This is a genomic window from Vibrio sp. B172a, from assembly GCF_030248355.1.
In the GTDB taxonomy this organism is placed as follows: domain Bacteria; phylum Pseudomonadota; class Gammaproteobacteria; order Enterobacterales; family Vibrionaceae; genus Vibrio; species Vibrio owensii.
In genome coordinates, this window is the sequence record NZ_JAHGAC010000022.1 from 127,897 (window position 1) to 142,590 (window position 14,694).

General features: G+C 46.9%; 12 protein-coding genes. 4 read left to right on the top strand and 8 right to left on the bottom strand.

The window, feature by feature from the left end; translation table 11 throughout:
- Positions 1-14: 14 nt before the first annotated feature.
- Complete coding sequence (gene rnb, locus KIT90_RS19280) at positions 15-2,018, bottom strand: exoribonuclease II (protein WP_285378100.1); 2,004 nt, start codon at positions 2,016-2,018, stop codon at positions 15-17.
- Positions 2,019-2,398: 380 nt separating this feature from the next.
- Between rnb and KIT90_RS19285 the strand changes: the two genes are divergently transcribed.
- Positions 2,399-4,330 carry a DEAD/DEAH box helicase gene (locus tag KIT90_RS19285; protein ID WP_041053367.1) on the top strand — a complete coding sequence of 644 codons (1,932 nt, stop codon included), beginning with the start codon at positions 2,399-2,401 and terminating at the stop codon, positions 4,328-4,330.
- Between the two features lie 362 nt (positions 4,331-4,692).
- Complete coding sequence (locus KIT90_RS19290; RefSeq protein WP_005440661.1) at positions 4,693-5,886, top strand: acetate/propionate family kinase; 1,194 nt, start codon at positions 4,693-4,695, stop codon at positions 5,884-5,886.
- A 95-nt stretch (positions 5,887-5,981) separates the two neighbouring features.
- On the opposite strand, the gene KIT90_RS19295 is transcribed toward KIT90_RS19290, so the two are convergent.
- From KIT90_RS19295 to KIT90_RS19315, 5 genes are all read right to left on the bottom strand, one after another.
- On the bottom strand, positions 5,982-8,138 hold the full coding sequence (locus KIT90_RS19295; protein WP_285378103.1) for a c-type cytochrome: 2,157 nt from the start codon (positions 8,136-8,138) through the stop codon (positions 5,982-5,984).
- Positions 8,135-8,746 carry a cbb3-type cytochrome c oxidase subunit II gene (locus tag KIT90_RS19300; RefSeq protein ID WP_005440665.1) on the bottom strand — a complete coding sequence of 204 codons (612 nt, stop codon included), beginning with the start codon at positions 8,744-8,746 and terminating at the stop codon, positions 8,135-8,137. The genes KIT90_RS19295 and KIT90_RS19300 overlap by 4 nt, the downstream gene beginning before the upstream one ends.
- Before the next feature lies 1 nt (position 8,747).
- Positions 8,748-10,157 (bottom strand): cytochrome-c oxidase, cbb3-type subunit I, encoded by a 1,410-nt coding sequence (gene ccoN / locus KIT90_RS19305; protein ID WP_005440667.1) that lies wholly within the window; start codon positions 10,155-10,157, stop codon positions 8,748-8,750.
- 15 nt (positions 10,158-10,172) lie between these two features.
- Entirely contained in the window at positions 10,173-10,535 is a 363-nt protein-coding gene (locus tag KIT90_RS19310; protein WP_264406371.1) for a cytochrome c, read from the bottom strand.
- A gap of 386 nt (positions 10,536-10,921) precedes the next feature.
- Positions 10,922-11,092, bottom strand: coding sequence for a hypothetical protein (locus KIT90_RS19315; RefSeq protein WP_199458545.1), 171 nt, complete (start codon positions 11,090-11,092; stop codon positions 10,922-10,924).
- Positions 11,093-11,436: 344 nt separating this feature from the next.
- Here KIT90_RS19315 and KIT90_RS19320 point away from each other — a divergent pair, with 344 nt between their 5' ends.
- Together KIT90_RS19320 and KIT90_RS19325 are read left to right on the top strand one after the other, a co-directional pair.
- Positions 11,437-12,315, top strand: coding sequence for a DMT family transporter (locus KIT90_RS19320; RefSeq protein WP_039839619.1), 879 nt, complete (start codon positions 11,437-11,439; stop codon positions 12,313-12,315).
- Between the two features lie 74 nt (positions 12,316-12,389).
- A complete protein-coding gene (locus tag KIT90_RS19325) occupies positions 12,390-12,941 on the top strand; it encodes a DUF2301 domain-containing membrane protein (protein ID WP_285378109.1) in 552 nt (183 codons plus the stop codon).
- Here the strand turns inward: KIT90_RS19325 and KIT90_RS19330 are convergent.
- The gene (locus tag KIT90_RS19330; RefSeq protein ID WP_285378111.1) at positions 12,938-13,834 is read right to left on the bottom strand and encodes a hydroxymethylglutaryl-CoA lyase; all 897 of its coding nucleotides are present in this window, start codon (positions 13,832-13,834) and stop codon (positions 12,938-12,940) included. The genes KIT90_RS19325 and KIT90_RS19330 overlap by 4 nt on opposite strands.
- Positions 13,831-14,676 (bottom strand): enoyl-CoA hydratase-related protein, encoded by an 846-nt coding sequence (locus KIT90_RS19335; RefSeq protein WP_009704661.1) that lies wholly within the window; start codon positions 14,674-14,676, stop codon positions 13,831-13,833. Before KIT90_RS19335 ends, KIT90_RS19330 begins: the two co-directional genes overlap by 4 nt.
- Between the last annotated feature and the right edge of the window lie 18 nt (positions 14,677-14,694).

Sequence of the window (14,694 nt, forward strand, 5' to 3'; positions counted from 1 at the left end):
AACTTCAATCGGTATTATTCACTCACAGTTTCTTCTGTTTGTGGTGCTGGTTTATCAGCGAATACCTGGGTCGGCTTTGCAACGATGCTGCGGTTCTCTTGGTTCACGTCTGCTAGAACGATTTCCAATGTGTCACCTAACTTGTATACCACTTCTTTGTCGATAGAAATGGTACCGTTGTCGCCGTTACACTCAATTCTTTCTTTATTATCAAGAATCAAGCTACCAGGAATAAAGGCTGCTGCGCCATTTTCGAGAAGTCGGACACGTGCACCAGCACGATTAATATCGAAAATCTCACCTGTGAAACACGTTTTCTTGTTTGGCTCGTCCGCTAGAGTGCGTGCATATAGCCAATCAGACACGTTTCGCTCGGCAATTTTGTGGTGTTTGCGGTGCAGAGCCAGCTCTTCGCCCACTTCATCATCTGGCTTTTGAACTGGTTCTTTGTTCAAAATAACTGCCTTCAGCATGCGGTGGTTGATCATGTCGCCGTATTTACGAATTGGTGAAGTCCAAGTCGCGTAGATATCAAGACCCATAGCGTAATGAGGAAGAGGTTGATTACCTACTTCACTGTACGTTTGGAACTTACGAATACGGTTGTCTAAGTATGAGGTCTCTTGCTCACCTAACCAGCGGCGAAGTGCTGCAAAGCCTTCTAGTGTTGCGATAGATTCAGCAGTGAATTCTAGTGTGCCTTCTGGGTTAACCAGTTCAACCACTTCTTCAATCTTCTCTGCTTTTAGGCCTGCATGTGTGTTAAATACGCCAGTGTCGAACTTTTCACGTAGCGTACGGCCAGCACAGATGTTTGCCGTGATCATCGACTCTTCAACAAGACGGTTTGCGCTACGACGCATGTCAGCGTGGATCGCTACCACATCGTTGTCTTCGCTTAGTTCGAAACGGTAGTCAGGACGATCTGGGAATACAACTGCGTTCTTCTCACGCCATTCAGCACGAGCGCGAGAGAAATCGAATAGGTCGCGTACAATCGTCGCAATCTCTTCAGATGGTTGCCATTTCTCTGAGCTGCCGTTTTCTAGCCAGTCAGATACGTTGTCGTATGCTAGACGAGCGTGTGATTTGATGTTTGCTGCAAAGAAGTTGATGTCATCACCAATCACGCCATCTTTACTTACTGTTACTGTACAGCAGATAGCAGGGCGTACTTCGCCTTCAATCAGAGAACATAGGTTATCTGCTAGATCGCGAGGCAGCATTGGGATGTTACGACCCGGTAGGTAGATAGTGTAGCCACGTTCGCGAGCCACTTTATCCATATCGTCTTCAGGTGTGATGTACGCTGTTGGGTCTGCGATTGCGATAGTCAGCTCGAAATCGCCGGATTCTGTTTTCTTCGCATACAGTGCATCGTCCATATCTTTGGTTGATTCACCATCGATAGTCACGAAAGGAACGTGAGTCATGTCTACACGTTCTAGATCCGCGTCGTCTTTCAGTTCCCAGTTCTCGATACCTGCTGGCTCAGAGTTTGGTAGATCATTTTGAGCAAGCGTTACCCACCAAGGAGCAATCTTGTCGTTTGAATCGGTAATCTTCTCTAAAATTTCTACAAAGAAAGAGTTATCGCCTTTAAGTGGGTGGCGAATAAGATGCGCGACAACCCAGTCACCTTCAGCAAATTCATCAGGTTTTAGACCTTTCTTTAATTTCGCTTTAAGAGAAAGCTTTTTCAGCTGTGGGTGATCTGGCGCTACGTTTAGCTTGCCTTTGAACATTTTTACTCGGCCAATAAAGCGAGTTACGGCTTGTTCTAGCAGCTCTTGTGGTTCTGCGACTTCGCGTTCGTTTTCAGTGCGGATGATGGCAACCACTTTGTCGCCGTGCATGCACTTTTTCATGTACGCTGGTGGGATGAAGAAGCTGGTTTTACTGTCCACTTCCAGGAAGCCAAAGCCTTTATCAGTTGCTTTGATTGAGCCTTCTTTTTTAGGCAGGTTTTCTTGGATTTGCTGCTTAAGCTGAGCTAATAGCGGATTATCTTGAAACATCTTTTTTTTAACTTACCAATGGAATTGGGCACACTATAATCATTGCGCACTATTATTACTACCTAAAGCACACAAATTCGCTGTGAATTATTGATGAATTGAACAGCTTGTTGGTGCTTTTCTCTCCGGAGAATCGGGGGAGAGGTGGAAATTTATGCGAATAATACCATTAGTGAGAATAAATTGTGATGTAATTCAATTTTTTCTAGCTTTTTTTATGCATTTAAGGAATAATCCGCCTCCCTTAGTCGTCCCTAATGGCTTATCGCGGTTGTGTACTGTGCTAATTCCTGTCTGAATGGATTTAGTAACTGGATGGATCAGTATCGAATTGGAAGAGCATATGGGACTGTTTTTTTGTTTAATTAAGTAGGATCCCAATGCAAGATTCTGTTATTCAATTCAGCGATTTATCTCTGAATGATTCTATCCTTTCTGCTCTAGACGGAATGGGTTTCGTGTCACCAACTCCAATTCAGGCTGCGGCAATCCCACACCTATTGGAAGGTGCTGACGCGCTGGGCAAGGCACAAACGGGTACAGGTAAAACGGCAGCATTCTCTCTGCCTCTTCTAAACAAGCTAGATCTTGATCAACGTAAACCACAAGCAATCGTTCTTGCTCCAACTCGTGAGCTAGCGATCCAGGTTGCGGCTGAAATGAAAAACCTTGGTAAAAACATCAAGGGTCTTAAAGTTCTAGAAATCTACGGTGGTGCATCTATCGTTGATCAAATGCGTGCTCTTAAAAACGGTGCACACGTTGTTGTTGGTACTCCTGGCCGTGTTCAAGACCTTATCAACCGTGAACGTCTACATCTTGACGAAGTAAATACTTTCGTACTTGATGAAGCGGACGAAATGCTAAACATGGGTTTCGTGGACGACGTAACTGCGATCATGGAGCACGCTCCTGAATCAGCTCAACGCGTTCTATTCTCTGCAACTATGCCTCCAATGCTGAAAAACATTGTTGAGCGCTTCCTACGTGAGCCTGTAACAGTTGACGTTGCTGGTAAGAACCACACTGTAGACAAAGTTCAACAGCAGTTCTGGGTAGTGAAGGGCGTAGAGAAAGATGAAGCGATGTCTCGTCTTCTTGAAACTGAAGAAACTGACGCGTCAATCGTATTCGTACGTACTCGTCAAGACACTGAGCGTCTAGCTGATTGGCTATCTGCACGTGGCTTTAAAGCGGCTGCACTGCACGGCGATATTCCTCAGTCTCTACGTGAGCGTACTGTTGATCACATCAAACAAGGTGTTATCGACATCCTAGTTGCAACTGACGTTGTTGCACGTGGTCTAGACGTTCCACGTATTACTCACGTATTTAACTACGACATCCCATTCGATGTTGAGTCTTACATCCACCGTATCGGTCGTACTGGCCGTGCTGGACGTAAAGGTAAAGCGATCCTTCTTGTTCGCACTAACCAAATCCGCATGCTTCGCACTATCGAGCGCGTAACTAAGTCATCTATGGAAGAAATCCAACTTCCTCTACGTGACCAAGTTGCTGAAGCTCGTCTAAGCAAGCTAGCTGCTGAACTGGAAGCTGAGAAAGAGCACAAGTCACTAGACAAATTCGCTGAGCTAGTAGAGAAACTACAAACTTCTCTAGAGATCGACCCAGCGATGCTTGCTGCAATGCTTCTTAAGCGTCAGCAAGGTAAACGTCCTCTATTCTACATTGGCGAAGACCCAATGGTTGAAGCGATTGAGCGTGATAAGCAACGTCGTAAAGAGCGCCGTGAAGGTGGTCGTGAAGGCGGCCGTAGCTTCAACACTCAAGATTGGGATACTTACCAGCTTCAAGTTGGTCGTGAGCAAGGTGTTCAAGTTAAAGACATCGTTGGCGCTCTAGCAAACGAACTGGGTCTTGGTAAAGGTTCTATCGGTGCGATCAAGCTAGCGCAAGGTCACACATTCGTTCAGCTACCTAAAGCAATGACTTCAGATGCTGCGAACAAGCTAAGCAAGCTACGTATCCGTCAACAAGATGTTGGTGCTGTAGTATGTGACTTCGATGACTTCCGCGAGTCTCGTGGTGGTCGTCGCGATGGCGGTCGTCGTGATGGCGGTCGTCGTGATGGCGGCGGTTACCGTGGTAACCGTGATGGCAACCGCGAAGGTGGTCGTCGTGAAGGCGGTCGTCGCGAAGGTGGCTTCCGTGGTAACCGTGACGGCAACCGCGATGGTAACCGTGAAGGTGGCGAACGTCGTTTCGACCGCAACCGTGGTGGTGATCACCGTGGTGCACACCGTGGTGAACGTGGTCACGGCCGTGGTCGTCGCACGCAAGACGCATAATATCTGCACTCTATTGCATTAAAAAATAGTTGAATTTGAAAGCCGAGCATTTAGCTCGGCTTTTTTGTCTCCGCTCTTCTATACTCTACTCATTCAAAAAAATTCGTAATATTTTTGCTTTATTCTTCATTTATTGATGTTTTTAAGTGTCTGATTCCACTTTAGTTGAGTGAGGCGATATATTTCACGGTTCAAATAAATTTTAAACTTGCGATAGATCAACAAAAATTACGCAAACGAACAACTAACGCTAAAAGATAGTTGAAAGATTAAAAAATTATTGAATAATAGAATGCACAAACAAGAAGTACGCAGCGCGGAAGCGCAATTACAACCTCTGCTCCACAACAGGAAACTATTTCATGTCTAATTCGTTTGTACTGGTGATCAACTCTGGTAGCTCATCACTAAAATTTGCAGTAATCGACTCTCAATCTGGCGATGCTGTGCTAAGTGGTCTGGGCGAATGCTTTGGTCTATCAGACGCTCGTATGAGCTGGAAATTCAACGGTGAGAAAAAGGAAGTCGCAATCGAAGGCGACGATAGCCATCACAAGATCGCTATTGGTAAGCTGGTAGGTTTAACCGAAGAGTTAGGTCTGGCTCAAGACATCGTGGCTGTAGGTCACCGTATCGTTCACGGTGGTGAGAAGTTCACACAAACTGTTCGCATTACTGAAGAAGTAACGGCTGAAATCGAAAAACTTGCAGATCTTGCTCCACTACATAACCCTGCAGGTGCTATCGGTATTCGCGCTGCTATCGAAGCGTTTCCAAGCCTTCCTCAGTTTGCTGTATTTGACACCGCATTCCACCAAACAATGCCTCAACGCGCATTCACTGGTGCTATCGCGAAAGAACTTTACACTGATTTCGGCGTACGTCGTTACGGTTTCCACGGCACTAGCCACTACTTCGTAAGCCGCGAAGCTGCGAAGATGATTAACAAGCCAGTGGAAGAATCTAGCTTCATTTCTGTTCACTTAGGTAATGGTGCTTCTGTTTGTGCAATTAACAACGGCGAGTCTGTTGATACGTCAATGGGCTTCACGCCTCTGTCTGGCCTAATGATGGGCACACGTTGTGGCGACCTTGACCCAGGCATCATTGAGTACCTTCTTAAGAAAGGTTGGTCTCAAGAGAAAGTGTTCAACTCTTTGAACAAAGCTTCTGGCTTCTTAGGCGTTTCTGGCCTAACAAGCGATGCACGCGGTATTTTGGAAGCGATGGAAGAGGGTCACGAAGGTGCAACTCTAGCATTCCAAGTATTTACTTACCGTGTGTCTAAATACATTGCGTCTTACCTTGCTGCTCTTGATTCATTCGACGGCATCATCTTCACAGGCGGCATCGGCGAAAACTCAATGCCAATCCGTAGTGAAATCCTGAAGAACCTTAAACTTCTAGGTTTCGTTGAAGATGTGAAAGGTAACGAAGACGCTCGATTTGGTAACGCAGGTGTTGTTGCTACATCTGAGTTGCTTGGTGCGAAAGCGCTAGTTATTCCTACCAATGAAGAGTGGGTTATCGCTCAACAGTCGGTGGAACTGCTGTAAAACGGCAAAAATTTTGGGAACTAAGTCAAAGCCCTTTCCGGTTGGAAAGGGCTTTTTTTATGTTTAACGAAACAACACGTTCTTTCGGTGCTGTGTTACTTGATGTGTATGTTATTGTCGCGTCTGTCGTACATTTCCGGTGTGGTGTGTAGACCGCCTGCGTAACCCGCTTCCTCCAAAGTTTCCCTCACATCACGAACATCAGCAGCTGTGACTGGTGTTTGCTGGTCACCAAGGTGTTTACGCACAAAGGTAATCAACTCTGCCAATCGAGCGTCAGAGAGGATGTCCTCAAAACTTGCCATTGGCATGAAGTTGCGCTCTGGGTCGATGTAAGTTGGCTGTAGGCCACGTACGGTTACCGCAATAGTGTTGAACGGGTCACTGTGCATGATGATGCCGTTGTTCAGGAGCGTTGGTGCTATTGGATCTCGCCCTTTACCATCGTTACCATGGCATGCTCCACATGTTTTCTTGTAGGTGGCATAGATTGGCTCTTGATAAGCCGCTTCATCAAACCCTTTAGGCTCCAAAGGAACAGCATCTGCGGCAATGAAGTTGTTTACATCACCATTGAGCAGATAGTAGGACATGGATTCAACATCTTCACGAGTCATTAAGCTCAAACTGTTCTTGACCACGTCAGCCATCCCAGCGAAAGCAGTGCCTTTGTCTGAATGACCTGTGTGCAAGAAGTCGGTGAGTGTCTTTTCATCCCAACCGCCCACGTACAGCTCCGTAGACGTAATGTCAGGTGCATTCCAGCCGTCTATCAAGTTACCTTGGAAGATGCGCTCAGGAATCAATGCTTGCGCAATATTACGCGGCGTATGGCACTCTGAGCAGTGTCCTAAGCCTGCAACCCAGTATTTGCCTTTCTGCCACTTCTCTACGTCATCCACCGTACCCTCAAGCTCTGAAGGTAGGCTGTAGTCGATAGGATCGGTGTCCATAAAGACAATGTTCCAGCCAAGGAGACCAAGACGAATGTTCGATGGGAACATCATGTGGTTTTCATCGTTACGACGGGCCACGGCAGGGATAGACTGCATGTACTCCCACAAATCCGTCATATCCTGTTCCGTGAGGTATTGATAAGAGGTGTAAGGCATCGCAGGGTACAAGTAACCATGTTTGCCTTTACCGTGTACCAGAGCATCACGAAAGTTGTCGTAATCGTATTCACCAATCCCTTCACTGGCGTGAGGAGTAATATTGGTCGAATAGATGGTGCCAAATGGTGTGACAAACGGTAGACCGCCGGCAAAAGGTTCACCACCTTCTGCACTGTGACAAGCCACACAATCCCCCGCGTGCGCGAGATATTCACCACGCTCGACAGATTGAGCGTTAAGTGCTGCGAGTTTCTGCTCTTCCTCTTCGCCAGCCTTGCGGATGTAGGCACCAATCGCCAGGATTTCGTGTTCTGAGAGTTGGTTTTCAAACGCTGGCATCAAGTTATTTAAACCGTAATTGATGGTGTGTTGAATCTCTTCAATACTGCCACCATGAAGCCATACACTGTCTGATAAATCTGGAACACCAGTTTGTTGATTGGCAAGTGAGCCATCGCCGTGACAAGAAGAACAGTATTGAGCGAATAGGTTTTTACCCAATTCGATCTTCACTTCAGGCACGTTGCTGTGGCGTTGATTGAGCGACGCAAGATAGTAAGAAATCTTGTCCACTTCATCTTTTCTCATCACCTCAACCCAGCCGGGCATCGCACCGTTACGGCCTTTCGCGATGGAATGAATGATGGCCTCATCATCTCCGCCGTACATCCATTCTTTGTCGATAAGGTTAGGGAAGTGTTTTTGCCCTTGTGCGTTATCTCTATGGCAGGCTGCGCAATGGGTTTGAAATAACATACGACCGCTACGGACAATATCGGCATCTTGTGCAAGTGCCGCCAAAGAGGTGTCGGTTACTTGGCTAAATTGCTGGTCGAGTGTGGTTGATGGCGAGCTAAGTTTGTCGTCCGCTTGGTCATAATTCGCCAAGCCTTTCCATTCACCAAGTCCCGGATACAGAACCAAATAGCCTGCGGAGAGCAAAAACGCGACAGCGTAACTAACGAAGAGTAGCTTAGGTGGTGGTGCGTCCTTTTCATCTATCCCATCAAAAGAGGCTATGGTGTGGTCTTGGTCCGCTTTGTGGTTGCTACGCCAATACTTGACGATAACGCCCACCATTAGGACAAAGAAGATTATAGTGCAGGCAACGGCCCACCAGTTCCAGAATGTGCTCATGGTGCCACCTCCTGTGCTGTATCTTGACCAAGGCTTTGGAGATAACGGATCAGCGCTTCGCCTTTGGTTTTACCGCGAACTTGTAAGCGCGCGTCGGAAATTTCTTGGTCTGTGTATGGAACACCTAATGTGCGTAATGTTTCCATCTTGTCGCCAATTGCATCGCCCGAGAGTGTTTGTTCGAACAGCCAAGGGTAGGCCGGCATTATGGACGTTGGAATGACCTGACGAGGATCGATGAGATGCAATACATGCCATTGGTCAGAGTATTTACGGCCAAGGTTAGTTAAGTCCGGACCTGTACGTTTTGAACCCCATAGGTTAGGGAATTCATAAATGTCATCTGACTCTTTGTTTGCACGACCGTTGCGTTTGGTTTCAGGCTCTAGAGGACGAACCATCTGCGTGTGACAGACATGACACCCTTCACTGATGTAGATATCGCGACCAGCAAGCTCAATGGCGGTTAAAGGCTTGGCTAAACTGCCTTTGGCGATATCGTCGGTGCGAAGAATATTCGGCACAACCCAAACCGCGAGTGAGAAGGAGGCCACAACCACCGTAGTGATGATCAAGATGACCACTGAGTGAGTAAAGTCTTTGCTCATCTTATGCCTCCTTTGCCACTAACACCGATGGAGAACGCACGGTTTTGTACAAGTTGAATGCCATCAGGAATAAGCCAAGTACAAAGAGTGCTCCCCCAAAGAACCGTAGGAACAACCATGGTGCTTTGAAGTTCATGGCTTCAATAAAGCTGTAAACCAGTTCGCCATTCTCGTTCTGAGTTAGCCACATGTAGCCTTCGCCAATGCCAGCAACCCATAGCGCGATGGCGTATATCGCAACACCAGCATGAGCGAGCCAGAAGTGCCACTTGATCAAACGCTTCGACCACAACTCGGTTTTGTTCCATAAACGAGGGATGAAGTAGTAGAACACCGCAATGCCAGACATGCCTACCCAACCTAATGCGCCGGAATGAACGTGGCCGATTACCCACTCAGTGTTGTGCGCGAGCATATTGAACCAGCGAATTGCCAGTAGAGGCCCTTCAAATGTAGCCAAGCAGTAGTAAAGAATGGCCGAGAAGAAGAACAAGCAAATGTAATCAGACTTGAGCTTCTCTTTGTTTTGAAGCAGCGTCATCGCACTGTTGAAAGCGCCAGCCCAAGATGGGAGCCAAAGGATGAGTGACATGATGATGCCGATGTTTTGCACCCAAATAGGTACCGATGAATAAACTAAATGGTGGGTACCTGCCCAAGTGTAAAAGCCAACCAACCCCCAAAAGTGGATGACAGACAAACGGTAAGAGTAAATAGGGCGGTCTGCGGCTTTTGGTATGAAGTAATAGTTCATACCAATCACACCAGCAGTCAGTAGGAAGCCCACTGCGTTGTGACCCCACCACCATTGCACAATGGCGTCTTGCGCTCCGGCAAAGACGGAATAGGACTTCATCAAAGAGACGGGCATAGCCAGATTGTTCACGATAAAGATCATCGCTATCACTATGATAAAGGCGGCGAAGAACCAGTTGGCGACGAAGATATGGTCAACTTTCCGCTTTGCAATCGTGCCAAAGAACAACACGGCGTAAAGCACCCAGACTAAGACGATCAATAGGTCGATTGGCCACTCTAGCTCAGCGTACTCTTTTGATGTGGTGTAGCCTGCGGGCAAACTGATTAACGCCAAAAAGAGTACCAGTTGCCAACCCCAGAAAACCATCCAAGACAAGCTTTGGTTAAAGAGATTACAGCGTCCGGTGCGTTGAGCGATGTAGAGAGAGGTACCCATCAAAATGTTGACTACAAAGCCGTAGATCACTCCGGAAGTGTGTAGCGGTCTGAGTCGACCGAATTGGAAGTATTGAGAATCGAAGTTAAGTACTGGCCAATACAACTGTGCCGCGAGGATCACACCAATGATCATCCCGACGATAGCCCAAACTAACGATGCCAACACAAAATACTTCACAACTTTGGTGTTGTATTGAGTTGCTGCTTGTTCCATAAGAACGCTCCTCGTTTAAGGTTGAGCTTCTTTGCCTAGCTGAGAGTAATAGTGGGCAATGTCTTCAATGTCTTGATCAGAAAGGGCGTCGGCCTGCTGTTGCATCAGCACCGCGAGACCACTGGTTCGCTCCCTTGCTTTGTAATCCTTGAGGGAAGAAATCAAATAGGTTTTATTCTGGCCGCGTAAGTTTGGGTATGCATCAATGGTCGATATGCCATCGACACCATGGCAAGTCATACAAACTTTCGCTTTTTCTTTGCCGACTTCGAATTGCTCATCACCTTCTACAGCAAAGGTGAGGGGAGAGAAGCACACAGCGGCAACGAGAGCCGTCCTCAAAGCTGCGCTCATGTTTTGGGTGTTCTTTAATCTCATCACTGGTTCCCTAGTAATTTGAATGCGTGTTTCACTAACTTGGGCACTGATATTCCAGATTTTCACTGTTATTGGTGGCGTGAATGCACTGGCGTATTTTTTATAGTTGTAGGTTAAAGAGTAAGCAGGTACTGGCGATATCGCTACGTATGAGCCGATTTAGTTGTGAATTTAATTACTAATACGTGTGAGGCTTGTGGATTGGACAAAATCAATCTCAATAAAACTAATGTGAAAAGAATCGCTTAGCGATACACATGTGGAAAGTGGTGAGTTTTATTGAATTAGAAGCGTTAAGCGGCGGTTTTGGAAAGAAGGCGTGAAATTGAAAACCGCTCATGATTTGAGGCAAGAGCGGTTGTGAAAGAGAGAGTTATAAAAACAAACTAACGTCCGCGGTACATCATCATGTCGTAGATATGAGTGACGGAAATTGGGTCCGCCTCGATGCTTCCGATGCGTAATGAAGAGACAAGATTAAACAACGAACCAAGCACCATTGGCGCGAGAATAAGTAGGGCGATCAGAATGAAAAAGAGTACGGTTGAGTGTCTCATAAAGCACCTCCTGTCGTCTGTTCTACTGTGTTTCGATTTTAGCATTTTGAACACCAACAGATGATGAGATTATTCCGTATATTATTTGAGCTAAAACCTGATTGTGAGCGCTTTCGTTAACCACATTAACCACAAAAATAATGAAGGGATTTCACAGCAATTTACTCGATGAGAAGCATGTCACAATGTATACTGTGAGCGTTTCGCAAACGTTAACTTCCTCCAATCTAATTACACATCCTGTCAGCATTTGCGATGCAAATATAACTAGCTATCACGCATTAAAATCAATGATAAATAAACCCCTGACGAATCCCTCGTAGGGTCTTTTTTTGTGAGTAATTATGCTTAACTCAGAACGCAAAGCTGCATTCGTGCTCGTCGCTACTACGATGATCGCGGCATTAGGGTGGATCTTCTCCAAAGAAACCATTCAAGGTCTCCCACCATTCGGATTTATCGGTCTGCGATTCACCATCGCGTCATTGTGTTTGTTGCCTCTGTGCATCAAACCGCTTCGTGCTGCCAATAAGAAAGATATTTTTGCCGCGGCAGGCGTGGGAGTGCTTTTGGGTGGCGCATTGATGTGTTGGATCTACGCGATTTCAATCAGTGACACGCTAGGTGAGGGTGCATTCATCATGAGCCTATCGATGCTGTTCGTGCCCATTGTCGCGTGGATTATGTTTCGTCAAAGACCTCAACGAATTTTTTGGGTGTCACTGCCGATCGCGATTCTTGGCCTAGGATGTTTGTCTTTGGCTGGTGGTTGGCAACAGTCTAGCAGCCAGCTTTGGTTCTTGGGCGCGGCTTTGATGCTCGCTCTGCACTTCAACGTAAACAGCAAGTATTCGCAAAAATTGCCTGTGTTGTTGCTAACGTGTATCCAACTGTTCGTCACGGGTTTGATTGGTTTGCTGATTTCATCGTTGGTGGAAACGGTGCCGGCAGAGGTAAGCACATCAATTTGGATTTGGTTTGCGTTGAGCACGCTTTTGGCAACCAGTTTGCGTTACGTGATGCAAACCATGGGGCAAAAGTTTGTCCAAGCGGGTAACGCTGCACTGATTATGATCCTTGAACCCGTGTGGACTGTAATTCTAAGTGTGATTTGGTATGGCGAAGTGCTGACCTCTAATAAACTTGTCGGCTGCGCACTTATCTTATTCTCTTTGGTGATCTACCGAACTGGCGGTAAACTCCGCTTTCCAAAACGGGCGTAATACAGTTTATAGAGCCAACGATTTCACCCTCGTTGGCTTTTTGTTCCTTTTCATTTCTAGGCAGGATGCTTTCCATGGCAAACACAGAACATCGAGAGACGCTGGATTCACTCGATAAAATCAGCGTGTGCTTGTATCGCTTTGGTATTACTTTGTTTGCTATGGCGCTGCTTGTTTTTTCGGTTCTTATCTCTGGTGCGATTTCTAGTTCACCATTGGTTTACCAAACCTCAGTCATTGCGCTTTGTGTGGCTGGTGCGTTATCTGCCGCGAACGTACATGTTTACAGTAAACACGTACGAGCCGTGATCAGTTGGGCGTCTTGGATTGGCTTGGTATTGATGGTGAGTGACTTGGAGTTTCAGCGCACTTGGTTAGGGCTTGGCTTTATCTTTGTGACCTTTTCGGGTATTGCGCTTAAAGAGTCTTTTTGCTTTAAAGTGCCAGGCTTGAAGATGGTGCCCGCGTTTCTCGCTGTAGCAACGTTTGCATTATGGTTTAACCTTCCAATCCTTGCTGCCATTACTATGTTGTTGGCTGGATTAGTCATGGGCTTCCTGTCTTTTGCTAAATGGCGTATGCCGCTGCATTTCGATATCGGTATCAAAGCGAATTACGAGATCTAACGCTGCTTTAACGCCAGCGAGACTTTTGAGGTAGACTGGCGGTTTAACTCTTCGCTGATCATCCATCCTGCTTTGGCAAGCAACTCCAAATCTACTCCGGTCTCGATTCCTAAGCCTTGGCAAAGGTAGAGCACATCTTCGGTAGCAACATTACCTGACGCGCCATGAGCATAAGGGCAGCCACCAAGCCCAGCCACACTGCTATCGATGGTATTGATGCCCATCGTTAAGGCTTGGTAGATATTCGCCAATGCTTGTCCCCATGTGTCGTGAAAATGCACCGCAAGCTTGTCGGTTGGGACTTTTACTTGCACAGCTTCTAACATTTTAGCGATGCGTATCGGCGTGCCTGTACCTATGGTGTCTCCAAGTGAAACCTCGTAGCAGCCTAATTCCATTAGCAGGTTAGCAACCCTTGCGACTTGTTCGGGTTTGGTTATTCCGTCGTAAGGGCAGTCTGCAACGCAAGATAAGTAACCCCGAACGGGAATGTTATGCTTTGCTGCCAATTCCATTACAGGTTCAAAGCGGGTAAGACTAGCTGCAATCGAGCAATTGATGTTGTGTTGGCAAAAGCCCTCCGATGAGGAGGTGAAGATCGCGACTTGGGTAGCGCCGGCTTCTAGTGCCTTTTCAAAGCCTTGCACATTAGGCGTTAGTGCTGAGTAGATGACGTTGTGGCGGCGGGTGATTTTCCTCATCACATCGAGTGAATCCGCCATTTGAGGTACCCATTTAGGCGACACAAAAGATCCTGCCTCAATATGGGTGAGTCCTGTATCCGAGAGCAGGTCGATTAAGCGGATCTTGGCTTGCGTGGACACCGGTGATTCGTTTTGCAGACCGTCTCTCGCACCTACTTCGACAATGTTTACCTTGTTTGGCAAATTCATTTCTTGCCCTTAGCTGGTTTGTTTATCCAACCCGGTTCTCGTTTCTCCAGAAAGGCTTGTAAGCCATCTTGTCCTTGCGGCGATACGCGAATGTCGGCGATAAGTTGGCTCGTGTATTGGATAAGCTGACCATCAATCGGATTTTGGTGACATTGATGGCACAAGGCTTTGGCTTTTCGCATCGCATCTGGGCTATTGAGCAGCAAAGAATCAATCAAGCTTTCTACTACGGCTTCGATTTTATCCAGCTTATGAACCTCATGCACAATGCCAAACTTTTCTGCTTTGTCAGCGTTAATTACTTCGGCGCTGAGTATGTAACGACGAGCTTGACGGTTACCCATTGCTCGCATGACATAAGGAGAGATGGTTGCGGGAACCAGCCCCAGTTTGACTTCACTCAAGCAGAAGTTCGCATTCTCCGCTGCGATGGCGATATCACAACAACAGATCAAGCCCAATGCGCCACCAAAAGCGGAACCTTGCACAACAGCAATAGTAGGCTGAGGGAAAGCGTCCAGTGTATGCATCAGGCGTGCAAGGTTCTGCGCGTCTTCTAGGTTTTGTTTTCTGGTGCTACTTGCCATGGATTTCATCCAATTCAAATCAGCCCCAGAGGAGAAATGTTTGCCGTTTCCTCGAAGCACCAAGCATCTAACATCGGTGCGCAGAGCGAGGTAATCCAGCCTGTGGATCAGCAAGTCAATCATGCAGGCATCAAACGCATTGTGCTTCTCTGTGCGATTGAGCGTAAGCGTTGCCACGCCGAATTCATCGACGTTCCAAAGTACTTCATCTTGTCGTTGGGTATTGGGGATGATGCTCGGTTGATGATCCTGCATGTGACGTCCTTTCTTCTA

Bases quoted from the DNA above. Each gene is read 5' to 3' on its own strand.
- KIT90_RS19285 (WP_041053367.1), top strand. From the start codon at position 2,399: ATGCAAGATTCTGTTATTCAATTCAGCGATTTATCTCTGAATGATTCT.
- KIT90_RS19320 (WP_039839619.1), top strand. From the start codon at position 11,437: ATGCTTAACTCAGAACGCAAAGCTGCATTCGTGCTCGTCGCTACTACG.
- rnb (WP_285378100.1), bottom strand. From the start codon at position 2,018: ATGTTTCAAGATAATCCGCTATTAGCTCAGCTTAAGCAGCAAATCCAA.
- ccoN (WP_005440667.1), bottom strand. From the start codon at position 10,157: ATGGAACAAGCAGCAACTCAATACAACACCAAAGTTGTGAAGTATTTT.
- KIT90_RS19300 (WP_005440665.1), bottom strand. From the start codon at position 8,746: ATGAGCAAAGACTTTACTCACTCAGTGGTCATCTTGATCATCACTACG.
- KIT90_RS19330 (WP_285378111.1), bottom strand. From the start codon at position 13,834: ATGAATTTGCCAAACAAGGTAAACATTGTCGAAGTAGGTGCGAGAGAC.
- KIT90_RS19310 (WP_264406371.1), bottom strand. From the start codon at position 10,535: ATGAGATTAAAGAACACCCAAAACATGAGCGCAGCTTTGAGGACGGCT.
- KIT90_RS19335 (WP_009704661.1), bottom strand. From the start codon at position 14,676: ATGCAGGATCATCAACCGAGCATCATCCCCAATACCCAACGACAAGAT.
- KIT90_RS19290 (WP_005440661.1), top strand. From the start codon at position 4,693: ATGTCTAATTCGTTTGTACTGGTGATCAACTCTGGTAGCTCATCACTA.
- KIT90_RS19295 (WP_285378103.1), bottom strand. From the start codon at position 8,138: ATGAGCACATTCTGGAACTGGTGGGCCGTTGCCTGCACTATAATCTTC.
- KIT90_RS19315 (WP_199458545.1), bottom strand. From the start codon at position 11,092: ATGAGACACTCAACCGTACTCTTTTTCATTCTGATCGCCCTACTTATT.
- KIT90_RS19325 (WP_285378109.1), top strand. From the start codon at position 12,390: ATGGCAAACACAGAACATCGAGAGACGCTGGATTCACTCGATAAAATC.